Annotated in this window: 28 protein-coding genes; 1 reads left to right on the forward strand and 27 read right to left on the reverse strand. The window is 43.1% G+C overall.

Annotation, left to right across the window (positions count from 1 at the left end; translation table 11 throughout):
* Positions 1-519 precede the first annotated feature (519 nt).
* Positions 520-1,122, forward strand: a complete 603-nt coding sequence (locus AHMF7616_RS23570; protein WP_115375118.1) for a hypothetical protein — start codon at positions 520-522, stop codon at positions 1,120-1,122.
* Between the two features lie 686 nt (positions 1,123-1,808).
* On the opposite strand, the gene AHMF7616_RS23580 is transcribed toward AHMF7616_RS23570, so the two are convergent.
* The 27 genes from AHMF7616_RS23580 to AHMF7616_RS23700 all read right to left on the reverse strand — a co-directional run bounded on the left by AHMF7616_RS23580 (position 1,809) and on the right by AHMF7616_RS23700 (position 24,914).
* Positions 1,809-2,435, reverse strand: coding sequence for an FMN-binding negative transcriptional regulator (locus tag AHMF7616_RS23580; protein ID WP_115375120.1), 627 nt, complete (start codon positions 2,433-2,435; stop codon positions 1,809-1,811).
* Between the two features lie 241 nt (positions 2,436-2,676).
* Positions 2,677-3,465: a PhzF family phenazine biosynthesis protein gene (locus tag AHMF7616_RS23585; protein ID WP_115375121.1), complete on the reverse strand. Its 789-nt coding sequence runs from the start codon at positions 3,463-3,465 to the stop codon at positions 2,677-2,679.
* Between the two features lie 198 nt (positions 3,466-3,663).
* Positions 3,664-4,095, reverse strand: coding sequence for a hypothetical protein (locus AHMF7616_RS23590; RefSeq protein WP_115375122.1), 432 nt, complete (start codon positions 4,093-4,095; stop codon positions 3,664-3,666).
* Between the two features lie 25 nt (positions 4,096-4,120).
* Positions 4,121-4,372 (reverse strand): hypothetical protein, encoded by a 252-nt coding sequence (locus AHMF7616_RS26230; RefSeq protein WP_147275768.1) that lies wholly within the window; start codon positions 4,370-4,372, stop codon positions 4,121-4,123.
* A 130-nt stretch (positions 4,373-4,502) separates the two neighbouring features.
* Positions 4,503-5,900: an agmatine deiminase family protein gene (locus tag AHMF7616_RS23595; RefSeq protein ID WP_115375123.1), complete on the reverse strand. Its 1,398-nt coding sequence runs from the start codon at positions 5,898-5,900 to the stop codon at positions 4,503-4,505.
* 156 nt (positions 5,901-6,056) lie between these two features.
* A complete protein-coding gene (locus AHMF7616_RS23600; protein ID WP_147275769.1) occupies positions 6,057-7,298 on the reverse strand; it encodes a DUF418 domain-containing protein in 1,242 nt (413 codons plus the stop codon).
* Positions 7,299-7,615: 317 nt separating this feature from the next.
* Entirely contained in the window at positions 7,616-7,990 is a 375-nt protein-coding gene (locus tag AHMF7616_RS23610) for a nuclear transport factor 2 family protein (protein WP_115375126.1), read from the reverse strand.
* Between the two features lie 37 nt (positions 7,991-8,027).
* Complete coding sequence (locus AHMF7616_RS26555; protein WP_158546240.1) at positions 8,028-8,189, reverse strand: hypothetical protein; 162 nt, start codon at positions 8,187-8,189, stop codon at positions 8,028-8,030.
* 392 nt (positions 8,190-8,581) lie between these two features.
* Positions 8,582-9,040, reverse strand: a complete 459-nt coding sequence (locus AHMF7616_RS23615; protein WP_115375127.1) for a DUF3574 domain-containing protein — start codon at positions 9,038-9,040, stop codon at positions 8,582-8,584.
* Positions 9,041-9,051: 11 nt separating this feature from the next.
* Entirely contained in the window at positions 9,052-9,612 is a 561-nt protein-coding gene (locus AHMF7616_RS23620) for a cupin domain-containing protein (protein WP_115375128.1), read from the reverse strand.
* Between the two features lie 210 nt (positions 9,613-9,822).
* A complete protein-coding gene (locus AHMF7616_RS26560; protein WP_158546241.1) occupies positions 9,823-9,978 on the reverse strand; it encodes a hypothetical protein in 156 nt (51 codons plus the stop codon).
* Between the two features lie 117 nt (positions 9,979-10,095).
* Positions 10,096-10,794 (reverse strand): hypothetical protein, encoded by a 699-nt coding sequence (locus tag AHMF7616_RS23625; RefSeq protein ID WP_115375129.1) that lies wholly within the window; start codon positions 10,792-10,794, stop codon positions 10,096-10,098.
* A gap of 600 nt (positions 10,795-11,394) precedes the next feature.
* Positions 11,395-11,901, reverse strand: a complete 507-nt coding sequence (locus AHMF7616_RS23635; RefSeq protein ID WP_115375131.1) for a cupin domain-containing protein — start codon at positions 11,899-11,901, stop codon at positions 11,395-11,397.
* 352 nt (positions 11,902-12,253) lie between these two features.
* Positions 12,254-13,033 (reverse strand): acetolactate decarboxylase, encoded by a 780-nt coding sequence (gene budA / locus AHMF7616_RS23640; RefSeq protein ID WP_147275771.1) that lies wholly within the window; start codon positions 13,031-13,033, stop codon positions 12,254-12,256.
* 90 nt (positions 13,034-13,123) lie between these two features.
* Complete coding sequence (locus tag AHMF7616_RS23645) at positions 13,124-13,687, reverse strand: hypothetical protein (RefSeq protein WP_115375133.1); 564 nt, start codon at positions 13,685-13,687, stop codon at positions 13,124-13,126.
* 63 nt (positions 13,688-13,750) lie between these two features.
* Positions 13,751-15,319, reverse strand: a complete 1,569-nt coding sequence (locus AHMF7616_RS23650; RefSeq protein ID WP_115375134.1) for a M12 family metallopeptidase — start codon at positions 15,317-15,319, stop codon at positions 13,751-13,753.
* 244 nt (positions 15,320-15,563) lie between these two features.
* Positions 15,564-16,187 carry a cupin domain-containing protein gene (locus tag AHMF7616_RS23655; protein ID WP_115375135.1) on the reverse strand — a complete coding sequence of 208 codons (624 nt, stop codon included), beginning with the start codon at positions 16,185-16,187 and terminating at the stop codon, positions 15,564-15,566.
* Between the two features lie 229 nt (positions 16,188-16,416).
* Positions 16,417-17,103, reverse strand: coding sequence for a cupin domain-containing protein (locus AHMF7616_RS23660; protein WP_115375136.1), 687 nt, complete (start codon positions 17,101-17,103; stop codon positions 16,417-16,419).
* 20 nt (positions 17,104-17,123) lie between these two features.
* Positions 17,124-17,252 carry a hypothetical protein gene (locus tag AHMF7616_RS27600; RefSeq protein ID WP_262511738.1) on the reverse strand — a complete coding sequence of 43 codons (129 nt, stop codon included), beginning with the start codon at positions 17,250-17,252 and terminating at the stop codon, positions 17,124-17,126.
* 326 nt (positions 17,253-17,578) lie between these two features.
* On the reverse strand, positions 17,579-18,094 hold the full coding sequence (locus AHMF7616_RS23665; protein WP_147275772.1) for a hypothetical protein: 516 nt from the start codon (positions 18,092-18,094) through the stop codon (positions 17,579-17,581).
* A 194-nt stretch (positions 18,095-18,288) separates the two neighbouring features.
* A complete protein-coding gene (locus AHMF7616_RS23670) occupies positions 18,289-19,581 on the reverse strand; it encodes a flavin-containing monooxygenase (RefSeq protein WP_115375138.1) in 1,293 nt (430 codons plus the stop codon).
* Positions 19,582-19,603: 22 nt separating this feature from the next.
* Positions 19,604-20,242, reverse strand: a complete 639-nt coding sequence (locus AHMF7616_RS23675; RefSeq protein ID WP_158546242.1) for an NAD(P)-dependent oxidoreductase — start codon at positions 20,240-20,242, stop codon at positions 19,604-19,606.
* Positions 20,243-20,299: 57 nt separating this feature from the next.
* Entirely contained in the window at positions 20,300-21,223 is a 924-nt protein-coding gene (locus AHMF7616_RS23680; protein WP_115375140.1) for an RNA polymerase sigma factor, read from the reverse strand.
* A 343-nt stretch (positions 21,224-21,566) separates the two neighbouring features.
* The gene (locus AHMF7616_RS23685; protein ID WP_115375141.1) at positions 21,567-22,064 is read right to left on the reverse strand and encodes an SgcJ/EcaC family oxidoreductase; all 498 of its coding nucleotides are present in this window, start codon (positions 22,062-22,064) and stop codon (positions 21,567-21,569) included.
* The gene (locus AHMF7616_RS23690) at positions 22,064-22,903 is read right to left on the reverse strand and encodes an alpha/beta fold hydrolase (protein ID WP_115375142.1); all 840 of its coding nucleotides are present in this window, start codon (positions 22,901-22,903) and stop codon (positions 22,064-22,066) included. The genes AHMF7616_RS23685 and AHMF7616_RS23690 overlap by 1 nt, the downstream gene beginning before the upstream one ends.
* A 245-nt stretch (positions 22,904-23,148) precedes the next feature.
* The gene (locus tag AHMF7616_RS23695; RefSeq protein WP_147275773.1) at positions 23,149-23,913 is read right to left on the reverse strand and encodes an alpha/beta fold hydrolase; all 765 of its coding nucleotides are present in this window, start codon (positions 23,911-23,913) and stop codon (positions 23,149-23,151) included.
* Positions 23,914-24,041: 128 nt separating this feature from the next.
* On the reverse strand, positions 24,042-24,914 hold the full coding sequence (locus AHMF7616_RS23700; protein ID WP_115375144.1) for a helix-turn-helix domain-containing protein: 873 nt from the start codon (positions 24,912-24,914) through the stop codon (positions 24,042-24,044).
* Positions 24,915-25,271 lie beyond the last annotated feature (357 nt).

Raw genomic sequence — 25,271 nt, forward strand, 5'->3', positions numbered from 1 at the left:
CAAAATGTAGAAAATACCCGGTAAACTAAGAAACTACTCCTCTATACACAATGTAGATAACCGGAACAACTCCGTTTATCTACAAGTTAGGTGCAATAAGTAATATTAAAATTGACTAAAGAAATTATTATTTGGGTTCTGTTTTATCTGTACGGAATTAGTTGGGGCTTAAAAGCATATTTTCATTTCTTACTTTTCAAAAAGAAAAAGAACTCAGACATGTCCCTCTTCGATTTGTGGTTTAATCCCTTCAGCTACTTGTACACTAAATTATTTATATACTTCCCTTTTTATCTATTTAAGTCAGTAGAAGAAAATAAAGAATACATGAGGTTAAGAAGACTCATAATAATTTTCTCTTGGATTAGCTTTGTTTCATTTATAACATTTGGAAGTTTAGCTATATATATGGAAAAAAGTTCTTAAGTACTCATGATAAAAGAAAAAAATACCACACCTAACATAACCTATAGTGCATAAACGCACTATAGCCCAGACGTTAGTTGCAACTTTAAGAAAATGAATAAAGTACTTAAAGCATTTTTGATTCTTATTGGTATCCTCTTTACACTTGCTGGAGGTTTCTTTTTATTTATCCATATAGCGTTTGAAGGAATCTTCACAGAGCCAAGCTATTTTAAAGCGGATTTAGTAGAAAATTTTGAAGAAAGGAAAACACATATTTTTGAAGCCAAGAATTATTTTAAATCAATTGTACCTAAGGAAACCTTTGTTAAGGTAGAATTTGAAAAAGGACAGCTCGGCATCTTCCATATTAAAAAGAACGGAATCTACCAAAACAACTGGAACCTTGATATAGATTCAAAAAAAGTTGATTCTTTGCTTCAGGTGCTTGGTTGGACTAAAACTGAACTTAATACACTGAAATCAAAGCTTGACAAAGCCAATTGCGTCTCAGCAGCAAGTGGAAATCCAGTGAACATTGGTTGGCAGAGAAGCGGAATGGGAATGTACTTTTATAACATTTTCGACCAAAATTTGAATGACAGCTTAATTTCAGAATATAATGACAGTTGCACCTACATTTTCTATAAAGACAATGTGGTTTTAGAATATGGAGGCGGCGCTACTGGGTCACAATGCTTTCCAGGCTTAAAATAAAAAAAGGCAGCCCATAACACTATGTTTAAATTATGCCCGGATGACGTGGTTCTCGAAGTTTTCTGCTTTCTACTTACATTAGTGCAGCCCGACCCGGAACTGCTGTTAAGCGGGCACAATATAAACACTTAACGTTAAGTGGTATTAAATATGAAAAACGAATGGTTAGCCAGCATGAGAACTTTACTATTGTATCTTCCTTATATTCTCGTTCCGTTATTAATTAACGTAGCAGTTGGAAAATCGAACCTTCCTAAAACAGGAATCACTTACATATTTTATCTTATAATTTTTTTATTTTATCCATTTCTTACATTTAAAGTGGATGAATATTTTAATCCTCCAACAACAGATTTAACCTGTGGAATGCCGCAGTTTGCCTGGATATTATGTAATTGGATGTTTGTGATACCGGTGTTATTTATTGTTCAAGCATTTATAAACCGAATATTGGTAAGGTATTTTAATTAAAAATTAAAAAAAACAGCACCTAACCACACCTAAATAAGCCTTGAAGCACTTCTTAGTTCAGTACGTTAGCAACAAGGCAAAGAATAATATAGGCTAGCAAATGAAAATTTATTCCTGTATGATGTAGGAATAAGGCAAAGTTTAAAACAGTGTACAGCAGTTTCCAAAGTTTTTTAAACAACTTATACCGGGACTAGAAATGACGAGAAATTCTTTTATTGCTTTGCAGTAGCAGGATTGTCTTTTCTCATATAATTACCAATTTGCTTTTCCGAATCATAGTGGCTGTTTTCCAAAGCGTTTATTATTCTTTGCTTCTCGACTGCCGTTTTGTTCTGGCTTAACTTTTTCTTGGCCTGCAAGTCTGTTACCTCTACCTCAAAAGCCACAATACCATTCAACATTTTAAATTTAAATTCATCTGGTAAATTATGCCATTGTTTTAAATAATCTACTTCGTAGGTGGTAATCATTGCCTCCAGTTTTTTTAAAATTTCTTCTGGTTCCGAAATAATTTTGCCCTGTCCGTAGGCGTGCACGGCTAAGTAATTCCAGGTGGGTACGTTTAACTCTTTCTCGTAATGCTGCGGTGATATATAGGCGTGCGGCTCATTAAAAATAACTAAAACCTTGTTAGCCGTTACTTCTTGCCATTGCGGATTAGCCTTCGCGAAATGGGACGTGAGAATAACTTTATCATCTCTTTGGCTAATACTAAAGGGCAGATGCGTGGCCGTTGGCAGGTTATCTTTTACCGTTATAATGGTAGCAAAACTATACTGCTGCATGAAGCTGACGATTTCGGTTTCATCGGTCATGGCGTTTATTTTGGGTATGTACATAAGCGGTTTTTAAATTTTAAAATTTTGGCTGCATTATGAATGATGGTAGGAAATGAGAGCTTGTTTAGAAGATATCCATATTAAATTTTAAAGCCTTCCAAAAAGGGTAGTTTTAAAAACAGGATTTTTAAATTTCGGCTTAGTGTCAGTAAATTTCTGTCTTAACTGCCATTCAAGAAGGATTTAACCGCGTTGCGGCGCTAACCTGAGCCGCAACGCTATTGGGTATTATTTGGTTGTTCTAATCCAAGTAAATTTCCCCCGCTAAATATAACTTTCCTTGGCCGCTAATCTCAACCCGGTCGTTTAAATAGGTGCATTGCAGATAACCTTTGCGTTCCGAAAGTTGGATGGCTGATAATTGCGTCTTGTTAAGTTGTTTGGCCCAATACGGAGTTAAGGTAGTATGAGCCGAACCAGTTACCGGGTCTTCGTTAATTCCGGATTGCGGAGCAAAAAACCTTGATACAAAATCCACCTGGTCGCCTTTAGCGGTAACAATAACGCCGCGCGCTTTTAATTTGGCAATTACCTCGTAGGCAGGCGTTAATTTGTTTATTTCCGCTTCTTTGTCAAAAACGAGCAAGTAGTCCGTTTTGCCTTTAAACGCTAACCGAGGTTTCAGATCAAAGCAGTTTATTATTTCGTCAGATAAGGCTGCTGGCTCTATTGTATCTGCAGGAAAATTCAGGGTTAATAATTTCCCTTTTTTAGTAACCGTTAACGCTCCGCTTCTGGGGGAGTAAAAGTGGATGATATCTTCCGGATGACCTTCGTGGTAGAATAAAACAAAAGCGGCCGCTAAAGTAGCGTGTCCGCAAAGGGCCACTTCCATAGTGGGGGTAAACCACCTGATTTGATATTGATGGCCTTGCTTTACATAAAAGGCCGTATCAGCCAGGTTGTTTTCCAAGGCAATGTTTTGCATAGTATCGTCTTCTAACCATTGATTTAGCGGACAAACGGCGGCCGGGTTTCCGGAGAAAACTTTGTCGGTAAAGGCGTCTATTTGATATATTTTCTGTTTCATTCAACAACGATTTTTTAAAATTTTGTAATTACAAGAATCCTAAAACTACAATCAAAACCAGGGGGTAGGATCCCCCTGGTTTGATTAGTTTATTTAAGTAATATTAAAATTTACCCTTTCAGGCGTGTATTACTGGCTTCGGGTAATTGAAATCTAATAATACAATAATAGAAAAAGTAACTTTTCGACTGACTTACTCTAATCAATAAGTTTAGGATTACGGGTGGCCCCGATAGATTCGGTGTAAGCATAGAGTTTAGATAGAATTTGCTTATTGCTAAACTCATCCATCTTAATCAAGTTAGCGCCCGAAACAATGTATAAATAGCCGGCCACTCCGGTCATGGCTTTTACATCGGCAAAGTTCTCCCCACCTAAAACCGCTCCGGTAACCGTATTAACTTGGAATAAAGCGTCTTTGCGCATTACATAAATTTTGTCCGCACTGCCATGCACCGCGGCAATGCCTTTTACATCATACCAGGTTACCCCGGCATATTTCTTTTCTACCTGCCCGGTGGTCGTATTTACTTTATATAAAATGTCCTTCCAAACTAAATACAGGGCATTATTATGATAATAAATGGCCGTGGTACCTGACCAATCCGCAATAGAACCCCATCCGCCCACGGGTGCGTGGTTGCCTAGAATTTACTTAATGGAGCCGCAGACCAATTTCGTTATTTGGCAGGTAATAACTAAGCGTAGATAGTTCATACACAATCTCCTGATAGGTGATAGCTATGGCTCTAGACCTACCTGGTGTGATAATGCCGGTGCGGCCCGGCTTAGAGGTATCAACCAGCAGTGCCGGAGTAGTCGGCTTTAGTTCTGACTGGCAGGAAGTAAGCAAGGAACAGGTTAGTAAGAGGCCGGTTGCCCAGATGGGCAGAAAATTAATTTTCATAAAATTGTAGAAATTTAGAGTATAGAAAGCCCTTTATATCGGGCCGAATTGTGGGTATAGTAATCTATAAAAAGGTTTAAGCTGGAAGCGAACAGCAGGACAAACCAGGAAAATTTTAAATAAATCTAGCTTATAGCGCGGGCACCTCGGTTTTCGGCATTTGCCGGGTAATGCAGTGAATTCCCCCACCGCCTACGTTAATGGCCCGGGCATCAATGGCCACTACCTGCCGGCCTGGAAAAGCCTGCTGCAGCACTTGTATGGCCTGGGCATCTTTGGCCGCCATATCGGGGTAGAGTTCGGCGTATTTAGCCACCAGAACCAGGTTATTGGTTACTAAGTAATTCAGGTAACTAGAGGCCAGTACACCGGTGATCGGTTTGGTTGGGTCAATATTAGTCTTGCCTTCCCGTTCAAAATTTAAAAAAGTCATCAATTGATAAATCTTGTCCTGTTCATCCAGCTTCACCAGCATAGACCGGGTTTCGGGCATGTACCGGATTTGCAATGGTTGGTTGTCCTGGTCGGTGGAAGTAGAAAGGACTCGTTGCGCTTCCAATAAGGTTTTGCGGTTTTGGGCCACTACCGGGTCCTGGGCGGCTTCCTGCTCGGAAGGGGGCTGGGCCAAAAGCACCGTATTGGAACTGGTAAAGCGCACAAACGCATCGGTGTGGCCATTGGTGGTCATGAGCGTGTAAACAGGCTGTGGAGTCTCCTGAACAGCCATTTGGTACGGGGAATTAATTACCGGGTGCGCATCGTTGCCCATAAAACCTGTCAGCCAGATTACTTTTCGCGTGCTAAACAATCGGCGGAACTCGGCCTCTACTTGCAACTTGTTCCAGCCAGGATTCCGCTGGAATACCACGTCTTCCGAGACAATCACGGTTCCTTGGCCGTTAAATTCCAGAGCTCCTCCTTCCAAAGTCAATTTCGACTTCACGGGAGTAACGTTCACCATTTGGGCGATGGAACGATCTACGCCCTCTTCTAACTGTAAAAAGTCAGAAAATTCCGGGTCTTTGACAAACCCACCCCAACCCCAACCGTCGAAATTGAAATCTACGGCCAGCAACTGTTTTCCTTGCTGTACGAATATCGGTCCGGTGTCGCGTAACCAGATGTCCTGGTAGTTCATAATTCGGAATCGGATCCTGGATCCGAACTGGCCAGCGGCAATGCCTTTTGCTTGCAGGTAGGCTTGTACTTTTTGCTGCATGGCCGCATCCGCCACGCACAATTCCACGGGCACCTTAGTAATCAAGGCTTGGAGCAGTTGGGCGTAGGTAGCTTCCGCATCCCAGTCGTGTTTGTTATGATAGGTAGGCCAAGCCATCCAGATAGACTCGTGGGCTTCCCACTCGGCTGGTACCCGCTTTTCTTCTGCGGCAATTGCCTGCCGATGGACGCTTTGGCTGGTTCCGTGACTGGTAAACAGGTCAGGCTCCCGGCAGCCCAGCAGGCTGCTTAGTAATGAACTGGCCAATAAGAGCCTGGTTGCCCAAACAGGCAAGTAAATGATTCTCATAAGAATGGAAGATTGATAAAAATTTAAAAATTGAAGCCCTTGATTTAAGATTTTGAGCGGGCCATGTTAAGAATGTTTAAGAAAGGGAAAGCAATCGGATTATTTTGTAAATAGTACTTTAAGCTTGCTAGTCAGAGGCAAATGGCTGTAAAGGCATTAGCTTACAGCTATAGATTGATTGCTAATTTGATTTTTCCGGAAGGGCTGCCACGCTCGGTAAGTAAGCGAGCGCCAGAGCCATTCGGCCGGACCGAAACGGAAGTACCGGACCCAGCTATGGCTTAAAAACACTTGCAAACTGTATATAGCCAAGGCAATGAGTAATAGTTGCGTGGGGCCAACCTGCGCTTCCAACGCGAAGCCGTAACTTTTAAAAATAAACACACAAATCAACGATTGCAGGAGGTAATTGGTCAGGGCCAACTGGCCCACCGGAGCAAAAAAAGCTAATCGCTTTTTCCAGGCTGGCTTGTCGTATAGTAAGGCTATAATAGCTGCATAGCTCAGGCACAAAGCCGGTATGCCATACGCATAGGCCAACGGTTGAATAATTCCTAAGGGTTTAAGTTCCTTGTAATCACTTATGTTTACAATAGTGGCTAGCACCAGGTTGCACGGAATCCCGATGATTAATCCCCAAAGTATTACTTTTTTAAAAAGGGAGCGATATTCCGGCACCTGGGCATAAATCTTATTTAGGGCAACGTAAAAACCAATCAGGAACATGGCCAATACTTTAAAAAAGCGCCCGGTAAAAAAAAGATCGGGGTACCGCCCGAAGATTAATCCGCCAATATTTGCTTTTATAATGTCGAGGTAGCTTCCGGTCCGGAACATGCGGATCATCTGATCCAGCATGCGGGGGCCCGCCGGTTTGGGAACCGGCGGATGGGCGAGATGGACTGCCCAAATGATAGCGTATTGAACCAAGGGCAGCAACAGCAAAATAAAAGCCACTCGCAGTAAATTTATATTTGAAAAATTCCGGAACAATAAGAGCACAAAGCCCAACAAGGCATACACCGTAAGAATGTCGCCCGGGTACAAGAAGATGGCGTGACATAAGCCCAGGAATAATAAGATAAGCAGCCGTCTCCGGAATAAAGATTTAAAGTTAGTGTTGGTGGTTAAGGATCGCTGCAGCTGTAAACCAAAGCCGATTCCAAAAAGCATGGAAAAGAGAGAATAAAATTTCCCATCGATCCATAGCAAGTGGAAGCTGTTAACGAAATGGTCAATAGTATAGGAACGGAATGCTTGTTTCGCATCTTCCGACAAGAACGCATAGCCGGAGAGCGTGGCCATATTGGCAATGAGCACCCCGAGCAAGGCAAAGCCCCGCAAAACATCCAGCAATTGGTAGCGTTCGTTGGGCAAGGTTGGTTGAATTGTTGTCAAAATGATTGATTTTTTAAAGTTTTATCTGATTTGTATTGCTTTGCAGTTAATCAAAATCTTTTGTTTTTGCTCCTGAATAGGAAACCAGCTAAAGCTATTTTGTACAGCAATTTGTCCGCAGCTTGCGGAATACTGGGTTTAGTAACGGGCAGTTTGGTGGAAGGCGGCCGATTGAGCCATGAACAGCAGCGCATTGCTTCGGCAATTTTTAATAAACATCCCCTACAATCATTGAGCCTGTGCTGAATGCCTGAAAATTTAAAAAATTAGGCTATCAGGAGGCTTTTTTGAGGAAAACGGTCACGGTTCTGAGATGATTACACCTTAAAACAACTTCCTCCGATTACTTTTAAACCGTCAGAGAACTTTTTCCATACTCTGATGTAGCGAAATTGACCCAGGATAGGATTTCCTAACATCTTTCCTTTGGTATCATAAACCACTACTACTATGGCGTTATCGCCAATTATTTTTATGTCTTCAAACTCGGCTGTTAACTGTTCCACCTCCATTTCACCCGCCTGGTGAGAAGCCAAGTCCATTTCCTTGGTTACCACCTGTCCGTTTGGGGCTATAAATAACAAATCGTTGTGGAGGAGTTTGTCTAATAATGCTAAATCACTCGTTTGTATTCCTTGTAATAATTTATTTTCAATTTCAATAATTTCTTTTATTTCCATTTTGTCTTTCATGAGAAATGCTATGGCAGTACTACTAACTTCTTACTTACTATCTGCACTCCATCCACGAACAGGGCATCGATAAAAATTCCAGTTCAAATTGTTGATTAGCCAGTTTGCCAATTCTGGGTTCGGTGTTATTCTCCTGCCTAATCACTTCTTCGTGGTAATACTTTTCACAAGCCTCCATCATTTTGCCTTCTACTACCATATTGTTTAAGTCTGTGATTTTTTCAGTAAGTTTTCCATTGTTCTTGAGTTTTGATTAATGTGATTAATTCTTGTTTTGGAATTTAAATTTTGACTGAGTTTTGGGTATGATTAATAAGGATAGTTATACCTTAAAGCTATAACTACCCTTATTAGTAGATAATAAAATTTTATTACTTTCTCATAATGAGAATGGGTGATTGTAGCCTGCCCGATAAAGCAATAAGCACGTTTAAACCCGTAACTGGTTCTTTGGTTTCGAAGTTAAGTACTTGGCCAAAATTAAATAGATGGACAGGTTCGATTAGGTAGTTGATTTTTAAGATAATAACCATCGAACAACGAACAACTAATAACGACCAACTACTTATATAGGTTAAAAAATAAGAAATTTTAAAATTCTACCGCGGCCGGATGCGTTATGCGCAATACCGATTCTTGTTGAAAGCGTTTTTTGTACTCCTGGATAATGGCATTTAGTTTAGCATCATCGGTTTTACCTTCCGGATGGACAATTTCCAGGATAAACGTAGATTCCCGGGTAATAACCCCATCTTCTTCCTGCCACTGACCAGCGGCCTCCCACTGGGTGAGGCCATCCGGAAAGCGGGGCGTGATGACTTCGTCCACAAATAAATTCCAGTCCTTCCCGGATACTTCTTTTCCGTTAGGCATGGAACGGCCAAAATACAAGCGGTCGAGCACCCACTGGTCTGTTTTTTCCGGCTGGGGTTTTACGTCTTCTTTTTCACAGCTCATTAAGCCTGCCGATAGCATTAATCCAAGTAAAGTGTAGAGAAAGGTGAGCCGGAGACGGAATATGGCAAGGGGTAACATATTGCTGGTTTTCATGGGTGTTAAGATTAATAGAGCTGATAATACTTTTCTAAATCCTTGTGCTTGCCCAGCTTGCGGGCTATTTTGGCCATCAACCCGAACAAACCATTCATCAGGCTGATACCTCCGGCAATTTTGGTTTCCGATAATTCTACCAGCAGGGCCAGGTGCCAGATACTTTTGGGCATTCCATTGGGCCGCATTAGACCATCAGTGGCCAGGCCATAGCCGGCTTGCAGGGCTTTCTCAAAACCTCTGTTTCCCGGCTCCAGAATTACATCACACACCAGTGTTTCTTTGGATATATTAGACCAAGCATGCCGCGTATTAGTTGGCACGATAGCTTTTTCACCGGCCCGCAATACCAGCTTGCTGTGGCCTAATTGCAAACGGAGGGTTCCGGAACGTACGATAAATGTTTCCGAAAAGGTATTGTGGTAATGCGGATTTACCTGGCCGCCGGGTGCAACTTCCAACAAACCGTGGGTACGTTTGCCGCCACTTTCCCCGGAGGTTTCTAAAAAGGTCACGTAATCTTTCTGGACGGGATTGTAAAATCGTCTTGGAAGGGTGTTATTTGTATGCATGATAGGATTGTTTATAATGGTTTAAAGTTTATAATAGATGAAGTGCATAATGAATCCGGATATCTGGTGCGGCTACGGCTTGTTGTATGGCTAACTTCTGTTGTGGCAGTTGGTAAATAAATCTGTCTTAAACAATCTCTATAAGGATAGGAGCTCTCGCGAGAAGAGTTCAAGCAGCTGTCGCAACATTTTTTAAAAATTTAGCAGGAATTAAACCAGGAGTTTTTCGGGTGGCAGAAACTCCATGTATTTTTCCAGAACCTGCCGCATGGCTTGCAATTGCTGTGGGATAGGAAGTTCCTCCTCAGCCATTAATAAGTAAGGCTCCTCCCAAGGCTGACCTAATTCCTGCAACAAACCTTCCATTACCTGAGCACTGTGCAATACTAGAAAACGCCCGGGGGTATCGCTTACATTTTTGAATTTGTGTCAGGTCATAGAAGGAATGGACAGCACATCGCCGGGTTGTGGACATGGTAAAGTTTAATAAAAAATAGTAGCAAACTTTTCCCCAACGGCCTGCCATAAAAAGCCATCCCGGAACTGCCATGCCAGGTGCCCCAATACCATCACCAGCACGGTAATGGAATACGGCGCAACAGGCTTTTTCTGAAAAATGTCTGTTATCAACAGCAGGAAAGCAATAGCTATTATAAGGTAATTAGCATAGTCAACGGCATCCAGAAACGGTACATTGAAAAATATAATTTGCACCCTGCCTAGCGCCGGGCCAATCATAAGCAGGGAGGTTCCCAACATATACCGCATGTGAATGCGGGATTTCTTTTTATTCCAAATGGCTAGGCCATAAAGAACAGCAAAGGCCAAGAGGGCAGGAATGATCTGCGCTAGGCTTGCAATGGCTTGCTGTGGTGATACGGCAATCATTTTGTTGTAACTAATCTTGCCAACCATAAAAATGGAAAGAAGCAGCAATGGCACCACAAAATAAGATGCTTTACCGACTGCCCTGTGCAGCGACAGCTTTCCGGACCTGATCAATAGCGGCTGAACAATAAGCATAAAGATCCACAGCATCATCAGTAGTCCATGCATGTGGTGCGTATATCCAAACCCTTGGAAAGTGGGAAAGGACACGATATATGTTTTCCAGAATCCCCATACGACAACAAAAAAGATACTCATAAAGAAAATGTGAATATAGTTGTAAGCTCTTTCCATAACGGTGATTTTAAGTATAAGAAAAAATGATACCTCCCTTTAATTTTTCAAGGGTTGTTCGGGTGAACAGTTAGATTTTTAAAAATTTTGGAAGATTTGTTAATAATTAATTGCCATTATTTAAAGTTTTGACAGGCTGTTCAAAACACTTAAGCCTCCGGCAATTCTGGTATCCAACAATTCCACCAGCAAGGCCAGATGCCAGAAGTTTTGGGCCTGCCATTCGGTTGAATCAAACCAGCCGTAGTCAGACCATAGCCGGCCTGCAAGGCTTTTTCAAAACCTCTGTTTTCCGGCTTCAGAATTAAATCACATACTAACTTTTCTTTAGTTGTATGAGACCAGGCAAGCCAAGTGTTCTTTGGCACCGTAGCTTTTTCACCGGCCGCAATACCAGCTTGTTTAAAATGATTTAATGTTTATAATTAATGGAATAAATACTGGATCTAAAATCTGCTGTGGCAAATGCTTGGGTAAAAGCTATTCTTAAGTTGGACAGTTGGTAGATAAATCTATCCTGGACTGCCCCGATAAAATGGAGGCTTTACCCAAAGGTGTTCAAGCAATTGTTGACTTAATTTTTAAAAATTCCTATGGAAATTACCGGGTGAGTTGGTCCGGGGGCAGAAACTCCATGTACTTTTCCAGAACCTGCCGCATGGCCTGCAATTGCTGCGGGGTAGGAGGCACCTCCTCAGCTATCAAAAAGGAAGAATCCTCCCAAGGCTGACCTAATTCCTGCAGCAAGCCTTCCATTACCGGAGAACTGTGCACTACCAGAAAACGCCCGGGGGTATCACTCACATTTTTAAAATTATGCCACGCCATGGAAGGAATAGACAGCACATCGCCGGGTTGTACCAGTTGCGTCCGTATCCGTGAATGGCTATCCGTGGTACTAACGAGAAAGGTGCCTTTCAGGAAGTAAAAGGTTTCGGCGTATACATGCCGGTGCAACATGGGCGGGCCTCCGCCGGCAGGTACGGTTACTTCTAATACCAGCATTGTTCCGCCAGTTTCCTGGCTGCCGGCTTTTACGATAACCAGATCGGAACCCAACAGAAAATACTTGCCGGTTCCGGCTTTTATTAAATGGATTGTTTGCATCACGTATTTTATAGATGAAATTGTATGACAGATATTCTAAATTTACATTCAACTCTGTGAGAGAAATTAACGATTGCTGCTTGCTGCTATTGGACTGGGCAAGAGGACCATTGCCCAAGTGGAAAGTGCCTAAATTTTTAAAATGGAGAAACTTGGCAACAACTAAGTACTTGGACAAAATTAAGTTGGTAAAATATTGATTTTAAGTAATTTATGGTTAAAGTTATAACAATCGAATAACGACCAACTAAAAACGACCAACTACTTAAATACAGATGCTAAGTGGGCTAAAAGCAAGCTATTTACCTAGGTAGCAAAGCTATTTGCCAATCGGGGGCAAAATGAAATATCTCTATTTTTCAACTTGCTGTAGATCCTTTGTTTTATCCGTGACCAGGTCAACTTCCAGAAAAGCTTTATTAGTAGGCAATACCAACGATAATTCGTGGTATTTTTCTGTTTGAACCGTACCCCTTTCCATTATAAAGTCCAGCACATGCCCGCCCCGTTTTCCATCGGCCGATAAAAAATGCAGGTGAAAGCCCGGTATATTTATTCCCTTTACATAAGCGGGGCTTCGAAAACCTACCAGGGTGCCCCTTATATTTTGGTAATTAAAAACCGATTGTTGATCCACTATTTGGGTCATTTTGGGATAAGGCTTCGTTTGCGCCGGAACACTGCGTACCTTAATCGAAAAAACACCTTCCACCCAGATAGCATAGGATAAATTAGGGGAAGCGAGCACCTTGTCCATTTCTTTTTGGAAGGAAGTATACGTTAGATCGTCTGGTAAATGGTGTTGTTGCCCTTCTTGGAAAAAAGAGACCGTTGCCCACGGAATGCGGGTAGTATCCTGTACTTCCTGGCTCGAACCATCCGCCTGAATCTGGTATACTTTCCCGTTCAGCATTAGCAGCTCACCATTTAAGCTGTGAAATGTACCAATACCAAAATTGCCACGTTGCTTTAATTCCTTCACGGTAAAGGTGCCCTCATACAAGCCGGCTAATAAAGCATCGATGGTGGAAAAAGTAGTAGCCACGCCTTTTTGGGCAAAAACTTGATTAAAATTTAAAAAAAAGGTGAATAATAAAATTAAACGAATAAAATGCATCGGGGTAATAGTCATCTTAGTAGGGTTAGATAGCAGCCCCTGGATAAAGCCGGTTCGCAGCAAAACGCTTAGAATTTTTCCCGCCACTGCTTGATTCCGCAAGAATTAATACTCGTACTGAGGTCTTGTTTTTAAAGTGCTTCTTTCGGTAGCCATGCCAATTCCCAGAAATAACCAAGGCACACCCCAACCCATAATCGCCACCAGGTCGGGGTGGCCGGTAATAACCAGTAGCGGGAACATCACCAGAAAAGGATAAAGCCCCACGAACAGCGGCAAGGTGCCTTTGAAGCCCGGCCAGCGTTTACCCACCAGTACCTGAATGCCCGTAACCACCATCCCGATTCCCGACAATAAAGCACCTAGCGGCAGGAACATTTTGGTATTCATGTGCAGCCAGTAACCGAAAAAATAATTAATGGAATAGGAAATTGCCCCGGCCGCGGCAATCGAAACGCCCAATGCTTTCCATTTGCTGCCGCTCGCAATTTTCCACCGGTACAAATACGATAAGATCAGGAGAATACCTATTTGGCCCAGCGTCCATAATCCACCCAAAATAGCATTCAGCGAGTGGCTTGGCGGATAAGAAGACCACACCACGAACTCCGTTAGGTAGCAAATGCCGGGTAGCAAGAAAAATGCGGATAGATGGTTGTTTCTTTTCATGATTTAATTGTTTGCTAGTTCCTCTGGACCAGAGTAGCCCGGAGGATGAGATTTTTTTAAATTTTATTGCAGAAGAGCCGGATTAGTGGTAGCGCCAATGGAAGTAGAACCTTGAAAACCAGAACCGATTGACTGCTTTTCGCCGTACACGTTTACGCTGAATAACTTAGTACCGCTAATGAGGTACAGTTTGCCCGAATAACCAGTCATTAGCGTGGTGCCGGGGAAAACTGCGCCACCCGTTACCGCGCCGGTTGCCACATTCACCCGAAACAGCTGATCGCCGCGCAACACGTAAATTTCGTCGGAGGTGCCGTCCATGGCGGCAATTCCTTTTACATCGTACCAAGACTGGCCGGTTATATTCATTTCCGGTTTACCCGTAGTGGTGTTAATCTTGTACAAAACATTTTTCCAAATCATGTACACGTAATTCTTATGGTAGTAAATGGCCTGGGTGCCGCTCCAGTTCTCCAGGGCTTGGGGTCCGCCCAGGCGGGTATGATTGCCGTATTTATCAATCTTCCAGAGCCGGATGCCTTGCTGGGCGTATAAGTTACCCTGCGGATCTTTCCCCGTTACGCCCACCGGGTTTTCCCAGTAACCGTTCCCCACCTTTTCGTAGGCGCCATTAAAGCGGTTTGTTTTCCATAAGTTCAGGCCTTGCATGCCCCAGATGTAGCGATCGTCTTCGGCCAGCGTTTTCGCGGCACCATCCCAGCCCGGACCCAGGTTGGCCATGCTGCCATCTTTTACATTTACCGCGAAGAGAGAACCTCCCTTAACAATGTAGAGGTTCGCGTACATCGAAATGACGGTTTGGGCATCTAAACTTGTCGGGGTGGTGCTGGGGTCAATAGGTTGCCCGTCTTTCCGGGTCATGGTTGGCTGGTTGTTTTGCGAAAAAACCAAGGGACCATACATCATTACCGACTGATAATCGAAAGAGCCTAAATCAAATCCATATCCTGCCGGCCAGCGGTTAAAATAGGGCCTTGCTTCGGGCTTGATATTGTTCCAGTGGATGGTGAGGTAAATTTCCCGGTCCTGCCGGATGTGTTCGTGAAATAAGCCAATGGCATGGCCGATTTCATGGGTAACCACCCGGAGGCTCCAGTCATCTACTAACCAGATGTTTTGCGGACCGCCTATCCGGCCGACACTGGATAAGTTGATATTTGGGTCTTTCACAAACTTTATATAGTCTTTCTCATTTGTCCGTTTTACAAAGTCGAGTGGGGTCCTTATTTCCCAGGCAGCAATTGCCTTTTGGATAATATCCTGCCGCATGCCCGGCTCTATTTCGTAAGGGATGGTAAAATTTTGCCAGCGGTAGTTCTTGTTGGCCATGCCGGCGCCACTGGTGCGGGCAACGGGGCTGGTCGTACTCTCCGATAAATCTTCAGCGGTAAGTGCTATATCTCCTTCCAGAATAGCCTGGCCATTTACTTCCTGGTACGTGATGGGTATACCCCGGAAAGTACCTTTTTTAAATACAGAAGTGCTATCGTTTGGGGTACTATCTTTTACGGCATTAGGTACTTGTTTTTCTAAATCTTTTTCGCAGGAGGTGAGCAACGAAAAAGACAATAGAATTCCGGTTGCCCAAAAGGGCAAAAATTTTGTTTTCATAAAATTAATTAATTGTTTACTGTTTAAATGTTAAAGGTGCCCTGGGGGTATAATGGGCCGGGCCGGCCCCAGTTCAGCGTAACGTTTTAAGGTACATTTCCCTTAAGGCAAGGAAAGATGATTTTAATGGCGCATCAACCAGCAATAATTTTTTAAATTTTTTGTATGAAACAGCGGCATGAAGCTAGGAAGAACAACTAGATCAAAATGGCTTAAAAAACGTGCTGCTTCCCCCGAATTTGCATTAAACTAAGTTTTTACAATACCTATTCATTAGCCTTTCTTCCTCTCCGCGTTTGCGGGCCCGGGCAGCCAGAAACTTAAGTAGAGGAGCAAGCAGTACGAATATACCGGGCAAGGAGGTATCGCCCATTTCGGCGATTAAAGCAGTCAGGGCTAAACTCTTGGGCAAGCCTTTTTTATCTGTTTGTCCATCCTGGGCCAGGCCGTACAAGATGCGCAGCATGTACTCAAAACCTTCGAAGCCAGGGGAGAGAACTAGATTAAACCGGATGGTTTCCGGACCGGGGTTAAAAAAATAATGAACTACTCCAATCGGCACGGTAAATGTTTCGCCGGGTTTCAGAATAACTGTTTTACCACCTGCCTTTACTCCTAAGTTTCCTTCTAACGCCGTAAAGGTTTCGCTGTATTTTCGGTGAATATGCGGTACATTCTTGCCCCCTGGTAAAAGAGTTACTTCGCACTCGCTGTATTTTCCATCGGTTTCCACCGCCCTTTTTATAAAGGTGGCGGTATCTTTAAAAATAGGATTAACGATGGTACGTCCCGGATTTTCATCTGTTCCAGTCATTACTTTATTACTCTTTTTGGTATCTGGATGGGAGATAACTGCGTTTGCTTTCATGGGTTTATGAGATTATTATTTGGCAAAGAGCGGGAAATTAGCCTTAAGCAGCAATCCCCGAAAACGGGGATATTCGTAAGAAAAAGTAGAAATTTGTAAAATCAGCGAATTAATCTATCCTCAATTGTGGGGATTATTCCTTCCACAACGCATCGGAGATAAGCTACTCGGGTGAGCACCATACTGGTTAAAGTACACCTCCGGGTTAAACTCGCTCCGGGTAGCAATATTATATTGGTTTTTTCCATTTCTTGGAATATTGCGGTTTCCAGGTCCGGTAGCCCAAGAGCCTCGCCGTTGGCGCCAGAAGAAACGAAAGAACTTTTTGGGCCAGTATAGGAATATCGGCGGTGTAGGTTCGGTAATAATCAACAAAGAGCATGGCCTGTAAAAAAAATTCTGCTTTTGATCTGGGTCGGTCTTTTTCCGTAAAGAATCCGTGGGTCTGGGCCAGCATTAGATCATGTTTAGCAGCCGGGACGACTCGATTAATCGTAACAATTTCCTCATTTCCTTTACTAACCGGTTGGTGAGCCGTGCCTCTGGGGATTGTCAAGGAATCGCCCGGCTGAAGTACGTGCTCCGAGCCGTTGCAGATCACCGTTAGACTTCCTTGTATAACTTTAAACGTTTCATCATAGTCGGTATGCATGTGGGCGCGGGGCACGGCTCCGCCCGGTTTGAGACGGAATTCCCGTAAAGAATACGCTCCGTTGGTTTCTATCCCGCTTTTAAGAAAAGTGATTTGCTCCCCGGCAAATGGATTGGTAATCACGTCTCCCGCAACCGGGTACATGGTATTATGGGGAAGCGGTTCCGGGAAAACATAACGATGAATAAATTGCCCAACAAAAATATATACTAATAGAATGCAGATGATCACGGAAATGAGCCGGTAAAATTTTTTAATAAACATATTCAAACAAACAGGTAGGTTTAGCAAACAGATGATGCGGTATCTTTAAAAACAGGATTAACAATGGTGCGATCCAGAGCATCGGTGCCCATCAATACCTTACCATACTTTCTAGTCACAAGGCTTGCCCTAAATTCAATAGCTTTCATGTGTTTTTTTAAATTTTTATCGGGCAAATAGCGGTAAATTAGTCTTTAGCGACAATCCCCAATAGTGGTGATTTTGTAAGTAAAAGAGGCACCTTGTAAAATTAAAAGAGTATCCCATCCCCATATTGGGGGATTACTTCTTCCTAAACAAATGTGGGAGAAGTTACCAGGGCGGGTAATAGGCTGGATAAAAAGCTCATTAATATTAACGAGGCTTTTTATAGGAATTTAAAAAAAATAACTTTTTTACGGTTTAGAGATAAGTAAAGGATGCAGTCTTTGCTCATGCAGGGCACAATGCTATAAGCTTACCATTCCGGATATTTTTAAATTTCTGTTCGGTAAGCGGCTTTCTGATTAAAAGGAATAATAGAAAGGGAAGCAAAGGAAACCAGGGCCAATACCAACCGGTTTTGAAAATTACTAATTGATGTTGTTTGAGCGCGTGCTAGTTCAGTCATGCTCTTTGGGGTGAGGTGTGCTAAGTCCAGTTGGTTTATGAATGCATTAATGGGCAACTGTTGGGTAAGGGTAAAGCCAACATCTACCAAGAACATTATAAAGGAGAGCAGTAGTAAAAGAAGAGTAGGGCTTTCCCAATTTTTTAAGTGTAAGGCTATATTCACCACAAATAGCCCGATCATCAAGGGTCCCATAACTCCCATGCGCCGGTGCATAAAAGTACCGTCCACTATTTTCCAGTAACGGCCATACTCCAAAGGCGTTAATTGCGTTTCCACCGGGCACATTTCGTGGAAAAAGTGCATACCGGCGTACAAGCCAACCACCAGGAGCAATAGGTAGAGTAAAATGTTTTTAAAGGAATAAAGGAGGAAACTCATAAAATTTGAAAATAAAAAAGTAAATAATAAAATAAATGGATTAGACTCTATGCCATTAGGCAGTTCCAAGATTCATGAAATTTACGAGCTCGATGCTGCTTTTTACATTGACCCTGCGGAATAGGTATAGTTCTTTAGTACTAAAAAACTAATTATTAATTTTAAAAAATCCGGTTGTTTAACAAGGATGAGAATTAATCTGGCTGATTCCCCACCATAGTTTGCTTCTGAACCAAGGTGTTAATACAGCCTGTGATAAACTGAGCATCTTCTTTAATACCAAGTAGCAAACTCGACTTCCGGTTTCTGAGCCAGGGAAGCCCCAAAAAGTACAAGCCTTTTACCAAGGATTTACCTTGTTGGTGCACCGGATTACCCGTTTCGTCGAAAACCGGCAATTGAATATACGCCATAGCCGGCCGAAAACCCGTTGCCCAAATAATAGTGGAAATGCCTTCCTTACGGAACTGGATAGAACCTGGGTGGCCGGACAAATTCAAGGAATTATCGGGTTCATCGTCGGGGTCTGGTTCTGCCGTAGGCGCGGGCAGATGTTTCTCGGCAATAAAGTTGTCAATAAAACCTTTCACCTGTGCAGAGAACTCATCGGCAAAACTTACATGTGCCCCGGCATCTTCTGAAAAGTAAGCAAAGTCATTTACTACATCTTGTAGTTTGCCCAATAAGATAACTCCACTGCGTGCCAGAGACTGCAGACTCAAGGTTTTTCGGCCATTGTCGTTGCCCTTCAGCAGCGGTGTTCGCACATGTAGTTGGGCGGAGTCCGCGATATCTTCGGATCGGACGTTGAAAAATCCGGTGAGGATCAGCCAATCCATAATATCTTTGCCCCGGTAATACCGGGGGCACCGGGGCACTCTACTGGTAGAAAGATAAACGATTCGCCCGGCCAGGATTAGGTCTTCGGCAATTTGGCAACCCGATTGCGCACTTCCCACCACCAACACACCGCCTGCGGGTAAATCAGCCGCGGTTCGGTATTCACTGCTGTGTAATTGCTTGATTTTCGCATCGATCTTACCAGCTAACCTTGCTGGTTGTTTTTGACTTTGCGCTCCCGATGCTACAATTACTTGCCAACAAGAGTAGGTTTTGGTACTACCATTTTGCACTGTTTGTATTTCAAATAATTCGGACCCAGGAGCTTTACGCAGGCTTATAACCGTTGTATTCGTCAGTACCGGTAGACCATAATTTTGAACGTACTGCTTCATCGAGGCCACTAAATTTTGAGCCGTTCCGAAGCTGTCCGGCTCCGTTTCATCGGTTTCCCAGCCGGGTAAGGTATTTAGCTTATTGGCCGTATTCATCCGGAAACTATCCCACCTTTGGGACGCCCAGGATTCCCCGATTAAGCCGCGTTCCAATACCACGTGCTGTATTCGGTGTTGTTTTAGAAAGTAGCTGGCGCTCAGTCCCGCATGACCGGCACCGATCACAATTACAGCCAAAAGATTTGTGTTCATGGTAAAAGAAAAATTTAAAAATTTACTTTAAAGCGGGCATCAGACGCACTGGTTGGCGCAGATAACGCATATCGGTTAACAGGCTCAACATAAAATCCGCGATGTCCGCCCGGGATAAGGCAGGGGCAAACCGGTTGGATTTTAAGTTTTCGCCGCTTCGGTATTTTCTGGTGAGGGGGCCGTTCGTTAAAATGGGTGCCCGTACAATTTGCCACTCTAAATCTGATTCGCAAATCATTTTTTCTCTAACCTCGTGGCCTTTAATTTCGGTTCGCAAGAGGGTAGGCGCTAAATTTCGGATTATAAATCCCGCATCGTTCCGGCTTTCTGATACGCCTAAAGTAGATAAATAGACTAAGCGGCGGACGTTACTCGATTGCATGGCTTTGATAATATTGGCCATCCCATCCAGTAAAGCCTGGTCTAATTGAAACATATGGTCCGCGCCCAAGGCCGAAACCACTACTTCCTGTCCGGCTATGGCTCGTTGCACGCTAACTAAATCGCTCACATTCCCTTGCTCTAAGGTTAGAGCCCGATGAGAAACTTTTAATTTTGCCGGATTACGCAAAAAAGCGGTAACCTGGTGTTTCTGTTCCAACGCCTGCCGGACCAGATGGCGGCCGGTAGCACCGGAAGCTCCTAGAATCAGAATTTTCATGTTGTTTTTTTTCCTAAGAGACTGCATCTGGTTCTAAAGTTCGGTGTTGATTTAAATTTATTTTTCCGATGGGTGAAAAAAGACCCGACTGGCTTTGCCTTTATCCCGGTTAATAATAGCTACCGACGTAGGCGGGCAATGATCCGGGTGTTCGCTGGAATTAAAGTGCTGGGCTTCGATAACCGAGACACGGCCGCTGCTAAAAACCCGGACCGGTTGCAACCAGCTACCTACCCGGCGATCTTCCTCCACCATATTTTCTAATACCTGCCCTCCGGAAGAACTTTTGCCGTTTGGAAACAAAATCTGGCTATGCTGCAAATGATTTATAAATTTAATTTTGCTGCTTTCCTGTGCGTGCATCTCCCCGTAAAGCGATTGGTAGAAACTATTCCACTCTTCGTTTTCCCGGAGATGAACATCGCTGGCATCATCGTGTTTTTTCCACGCTTCTTCCAGCTTGCGTTTGGCCTCACTCAGGCGGCTTCTCACGGTGCCTATCGGCACCGCCAAAATAGCGGCGATTTGTTCATACGTTTGATAATTAGAAAAATAGCGCAGTACCAAGGTGCTATGCAGCACATCGGGTAGTTGCGCCAAGGCACTGTAAAGCTGGTTTTGGGAAGAAATCTGCTCCATTTGCCGGTTCATCTCATCTTCCCAATATGCTTCTTTTTCCAGGGCCAAGCTTTCTAACGAAGTATTTTTTTGATGACGCACTAAAGCCCGATAACTCATGTGGGTGACGATTTGCCGGAGCCAACCAGGAAAATTTTGTGAATCCTTTAGCTGAGAAAGTTTAAGATAAGCCTTTATAAAGGCTTCCTGCACCACATCGGAAGCCACCTCCGGATTACGGCAAATAGGAAGTGCGATTACGTACATTCCCGGGTAAAAAGTGCGATGTAGCTTATTCCAGGCGGTAGTTTCTCCGACGGCGGCGGCTTTCACCCATTCGGTATAATTGAGGATTGGAGTCATTGATTGTTAAAAGCTGATAAGGTACGTTTTAAGAAGAAAGTCAAAAACAAAAACAGCTAAGGACAAGTGCCTGATATTCAAAAACAAAGTGCGGAAATTTAATCTTTAACAACAATACCCAAAAAAGGTAGTTTTAGTAAGAAAAAGCAACCACCTGTAAAATCAGGAAAGGAATCTATCCCCGTATTCGGGGATTTTTCTTTTAAAAACGATTCCCGGATGAGTAATTTTTAAATTTTTAAATTTCTCTGAATTATTCTAAAATTAAATGCTAGAAATCATCCGCTCGCGGGGTGCTGTTAGCCGTTGCTGATAACTGTTTACCCTGAAATTTTAATGCTCCTCATTCGGGTTCCGGAACCGGAGTGCCGGCTTTCAAGGCAATGTTATGGTAGGCCACAATCATCCAATCACCGGCTTCTTTTTGAAAAACTTGCAGGAGTCGCGTATAGATCCGTCCTAGGGAATCAACAGGTACTCCTTGAGGCACATTAGTTGGGGAGAACTTGGAAATCCAGGTAAGCGTTTCTGCAATGGCCACATCAGATCCTAAAAACCGCAGGGAAATTATTTCCTGCTGCAATACCGTTTTTGAAAATATCCCTTGGAACAAATCCACGTGCCGGTCGAAGAATTGTTTGTACCCGGTAAAATACATACCTCGAATATTAGTAAACGTTCCGTGTTCGGAAAAATATTTGGCATAAGCCGGCGCATCGCCATTGTTCCAGGAAGTTACTTCTTCCTGAAGGATGGCCAGGATGGCCAGCGAATCGGCAATATGCTGCGCTGCTAGCGCTGGGGCTAAAAGCAGAAATACGGATATCAAAGTGGTCGCCATTAATAGTTAGTATTGAAACTAATCAGCAGGTCAAGCAAGGCTTCCGGCCGGGAAAAGAAGGGCGAATGACTAGTGGCTAATGTAACTACTTTGTTGACGGATACATTTTTCGCCATTTCGGACATATTTCCATTTCGGGCTTCCGTACAAACAATGTAATATTTAGGAATAACCCCGTAAATAGCCTCGGTAACCTGCACCGGTGTAGCGAACGGGGCTACTGGTTGCTTACCCAGATTTGCTTTCGCAAACGCAATATCTTTGGCCGAACAGTCGTGATAAAGAAAGTTAACTACTTTAGCAGTATCTAAAGTAAAAGTAGCTCCCGTTTGGTCGAAGATAAAACTATCGGTGAAAGTAGGTTTGCCCGTTCCCGGAGGAGGTATAAATTTGGCAGCCAGCGAAAAAACAGACTCTCCGTTTTGGGGCAGGAACGCATCCAGAAAAATCAACTTCTCTACCTTGGCAACTCCCAACCGCTCCGCCGCTTGGGCAATGGTAACGCCACCGGCAGAATGGCCCACCAAAATAACGGGTCCGGGCTGCGCCTTTGCCACATCCACTACTTGGCGCACATAATCGTCCAGCGTAACCTTTTCCGGCGGGGATTGATCGTTACCGTGACCAGGTAAGTCAATTGCCAAAACCCGATGGCCCTGGGTTTGTAAAAGGGGCGCTACTTTCTTCCAGGCCCACGCTCCGTGGCTGGCCCCGTGCACCAACAGGTAAGTCTTGGTTGAATTAATTTTTGTATTTTCCAGATCATCTTTACAGGAGATCAGCAGTAATAAAGGCAATAGTACCCCGGTTGCCCAAAAGGGCAGAAACTTTGTTTTCATAAAATGCGGAATTTGATAATTGATTAGATAAGTTCTGAACGGTAAGTAAAGCAAGGAAAAGGCGCCTAACGTAGATTATCCTTTTGATTAAGTAAATAGTAAAAAACACGAATGTATAAAAACAGCTGGCCTGCTATAAAAACCTGTACTGGTAACAAGCGCTAACGGCAACCATTACGGATCATTTTTTAAATTTTAACAATGATCCATGGGAGTTGTCTGGCCAAAAATACAGTACTACTGGCTTATTTTAGTTCAGTTAGTATCTCCACTAATTTTTCAGGCATGGAGAAAAAAGGAGAATGGCTGCTGGCAAGCGTATACACTTTCTCACAAGGCACGTGGGTCGACAGGAAGGTCTTATCCATGTCTTGACTTTCCGTACAAAGAATAAAGTATTTAGGGATCACGCCGTAAATCTCATCCGTTAAACTAAGGGGAGTTGCCAAGGGCGCAACTGGTTCTTGGGAAATCCGGGCTAAGGCAAACTTTTTATCTTCGTCGGAGCAATCGTGATAAAAAATCTGCGCGGCCATTTCGGGATTTACCCAGTTAGTTTGGTAATCCTCCGCAGTAATAATATTCTCTACAAGATAAGGTTTTCTGGAGGCATGGGGTGGCAAGTGTTGCAGCGTTGCTTCTACCAACGCAAACAGCGATTCCCCGTTTCGGGGCAGGAAGGCATCCAGATAAATTAAGGCCGAAACTTTTTTACTACCTAGCTTTTCCGCAGCTTGTGCAATAACGATACCGGCCATGGAATGTCCGACTAAGATTACCGGCCCGATTTGGTCATTAGCTGTTTTTACTACTGCGTTTACGTAGTCATTTAAACTAATCTGGGAAATACGCCCATTATCTGGGCCGTGCCCCGGTAGTTCTACGGCAATGGCCTTATGTTCTTTGGCTTGTACCAACGGAATTACTTTATTCCAGCACCAGGCGCCATGCCAGGCTCCGTGAACGAATAGGTAAGTTTTACTGGATGGAGAAAATGCATTATGGATCATTACTAATAAATTAATGGTAGAAAATAAATTAACTTCATAATCAAATATTTGATGAAGCAAATTTGCGGGTTATCTACCAATAACTAGTGGTAAAAAAAGGACAAACCACTGGTAAAAAAAGGACATTATTACATGACCGGGATAGAAGCCTGCGCCCGGCTTTTGTAAACTTCCGAGGCAATACCCAGCCTACTCTCCGGCGAGTTATTTTCTAATAGATGAAAGTCGTTGGGGATATGTTTGGTAAATTCTTTGTAATCTTTAACTAAGTGCTGGTAATCGAAATACCCACATTCCAAAGCAATTCGTAACCAATCTCTATGCGGATAAGCGTTCTTCAGATGAATGGCTTTGGTAAACCGAATGATTCTCAGGTAGGTTTTAGGATTTACGCCGGTGCGTTCATAAAACTTTCTCGTAAATTGTTTAGTAGATAAGCACGACTCCCCGGCAAGCCAGTTCAGCGAAGCTTTGCCACCCGAATAGATCATCATCCGGCTTATAGTATCTAATCGGTGCGTTTCTCTTCGGGCATTGCTGACTAAAGAAGTAACAAAGCGGTCCCCGATGGTTACCATTTGGTGGTAGCTGGCAGCATTTTGCAATTGCTCCAGAATAAGGCGAATATTTTTTGAAAAAATAAGTTCCGCATCCAGGTATTGATTCGTTAACTCGAAGGCTGAAATACCCGTTAGTTGAAATAAGGCGGTAGGTTGAAAAGCAATGTTGAAGGTGATAAAATTTTTGCCCATCAGATACCGATTTAGAACCGCCGTCTGTTGGCCGGCCAGAACGACAGGAAAATTATAATCTACTTTGGGGCCATCACCTAATTGAACCAGCTCGCGTTCCCGCAGAAAGAAATGAAGACATACTTCCGGCCGGGGTGCATACGCTTTAAATACTGGCTCGGGCGCCTGCACAAAGTCAAAGTGAACGATCCGGTAACACTGCACGAATTCCGTTAGCGATGGATGAGGGGTTAAATCTTGTAAAATCATCCAAATTAAATTAAGGGTAAAATAGAAAAGTTAATTTTTAAATAAATTTCCAATGATCCGTTTCGCGGGCAGCGACTTTAATTCAAGCGCCATAAACGAGAGATGTAGACGTAATTTGAAAGCACTATGAGCTGGTTCAGAAGCAATTGATTAGAAATTAATATTCAGAAATAATGATATTTAAATGGTTGTGAATCAATGCTAAAGGGCTTAAATTTAATTTATTTTATCTTAAAGGATATCTTAAATTGTCTGAATTTTTAAAAGAGGTACCAGACCCATGATTTATACGGGCGAGCAGAATAAATATACTTTACACAAACGGGTATGAAGAAGGAGAATAAAGGGAGTAAGTAA

It is taken from the genome of Adhaeribacter pallidiroseus (assembly GCF_003340495.1).
Taxonomy (GTDB): domain Bacteria; phylum Bacteroidota; class Bacteroidia; order Cytophagales; family Hymenobacteraceae; genus Adhaeribacter; species Adhaeribacter pallidiroseus.

Bases quoted from the DNA above. Each gene is read 5' to 3' on its own strand.
- AHMF7616_RS23570 (WP_115375118.1), top strand. From the start codon at position 520: ATGAATAAAGTACTTAAAGCATTTTTGATTCTTATTGGTATCCTCTTT.
- AHMF7616_RS23580 (WP_115375120.1), bottom strand. From the start codon at position 2,435: ATGTACATACCCAAAATAAACGCCATGACCGATGAAACCGAAATCGTC.
- AHMF7616_RS23585 (WP_115375121.1), bottom strand. From the start codon at position 3,465: ATGAAACAGAAAATATATCAAATAGACGCCTTTACCGACAAAGTTTTC.
- AHMF7616_RS26230 (WP_147275768.1), bottom strand. From the start codon at position 4,372: ATGAAAATTAATTTTCTGCCCATCTGGGCAACCGGCCTCTTACTAACC.
- AHMF7616_RS23595 (WP_115375123.1), bottom strand. From the start codon at position 5,900: ATGAGAATCATTTACTTGCCTGTTTGGGCAACCAGGCTCTTATTGGCC.
- AHMF7616_RS23610 (WP_115375126.1), bottom strand. From the start codon at position 7,990: ATGAAAGACAAAATGGAAATAAAAGAAATTATTGAAATTGAAAATAAA.
- AHMF7616_RS26555 (WP_158546240.1), bottom strand. From the start codon at position 8,189: ATGGTAGTAGAAGGCAAAATGATGGAGGCTTGTGAAAAGTATTACCAC.
- AHMF7616_RS23615 (WP_115375127.1), bottom strand. From the start codon at position 9,040: ATGAAAACCAGCAATATGTTACCCCTTGCCATATTCCGTCTCCGGCTC.
- AHMF7616_RS23620 (WP_115375128.1), bottom strand. From the start codon at position 9,612: ATGCATACAAATAACACCCTTCCAAGACGATTTTACAATCCCGTCCAG.
- AHMF7616_RS26560 (WP_158546241.1), bottom strand. From the start codon at position 9,978: ATGGAAGGTTTGTTGCAGGAATTAGGTCAGCCTTGGGAGGAGCCTTAC.
- AHMF7616_RS23625 (WP_115375129.1), bottom strand. From the start codon at position 10,794: ATGGAAAGAGCTTACAACTATATTCACATTTTCTTTATGAGTATCTTT.
- AHMF7616_RS23635 (WP_115375131.1), bottom strand. From the start codon at position 11,901: ATGCAAACAATCCATTTAATAAAAGCCGGAACCGGCAAGTATTTTCTG.
- budA (WP_147275771.1), bottom strand. From the start codon at position 13,033: ATGACTATTACCCCGATGCATTTTATTCGTTTAATTTTATTATTCACC.
- AHMF7616_RS23645 (WP_115375133.1), bottom strand. From the start codon at position 13,687: ATGAAAAGAAACAACCATCTATCCGCATTTTTCTTGCTACCCGGCATT.
- AHMF7616_RS23650 (WP_115375134.1), bottom strand. From the start codon at position 15,319: ATGAAAACAAAATTTTTGCCCTTTTGGGCAACCGGAATTCTATTGTCT.
- AHMF7616_RS23655 (WP_115375135.1), bottom strand. From the start codon at position 16,187: ATGAAAGCAAACGCAGTTATCTCCCATCCAGATACCAAAAAGAGTAAT.
- AHMF7616_RS23660 (WP_115375136.1), bottom strand. From the start codon at position 17,103: ATGTTTATTAAAAAATTTTACCGGCTCATTTCCGTGATCATCTGCATT.
- AHMF7616_RS27600 (WP_262511738.1), bottom strand. From the start codon at position 17,252: ATGAAAGCTATTGAATTTAGGGCAAGCCTTGTGACTAGAAAGTATGGT.
- AHMF7616_RS23665 (WP_147275772.1), bottom strand. From the start codon at position 18,094: ATGAGTTTCCTCCTTTATTCCTTTAAAAACATTTTACTCTACCTATTG.
- AHMF7616_RS23670 (WP_115375138.1), bottom strand. From the start codon at position 19,581: ATGAACACAAATCTTTTGGCTGTAATTGTGATCGGTGCCGGTCATGCG.
- AHMF7616_RS23675 (WP_158546242.1), bottom strand. From the start codon at position 20,242: ATGAAAATTCTGATTCTAGGAGCTTCCGGTGCTACCGGCCGCCATCTG.
- AHMF7616_RS23680 (WP_115375140.1), bottom strand. From the start codon at position 21,223: ATGACTCCAATCCTCAATTATACCGAATGGGTGAAAGCCGCCGCCGTC.
- AHMF7616_RS23685 (WP_115375141.1), bottom strand. From the start codon at position 22,064: ATGGCGACCACTTTGATATCCGTATTTCTGCTTTTAGCCCCAGCGCTA.
- AHMF7616_RS23690 (WP_115375142.1), bottom strand. From the start codon at position 22,903: ATGAAAACAAAGTTTCTGCCCTTTTGGGCAACCGGGGTACTATTGCCT.
- AHMF7616_RS23695 (WP_147275773.1), bottom strand. From the start codon at position 23,913: ATGATCCATAATGCATTTTCTCCATCCAGTAAAACTTACCTATTCGTT.
- AHMF7616_RS23700 (WP_115375144.1), bottom strand. From the start codon at position 24,914: ATGATTTTACAAGATTTAACCCCTCATCCATCGCTAACGGAATTCGTG.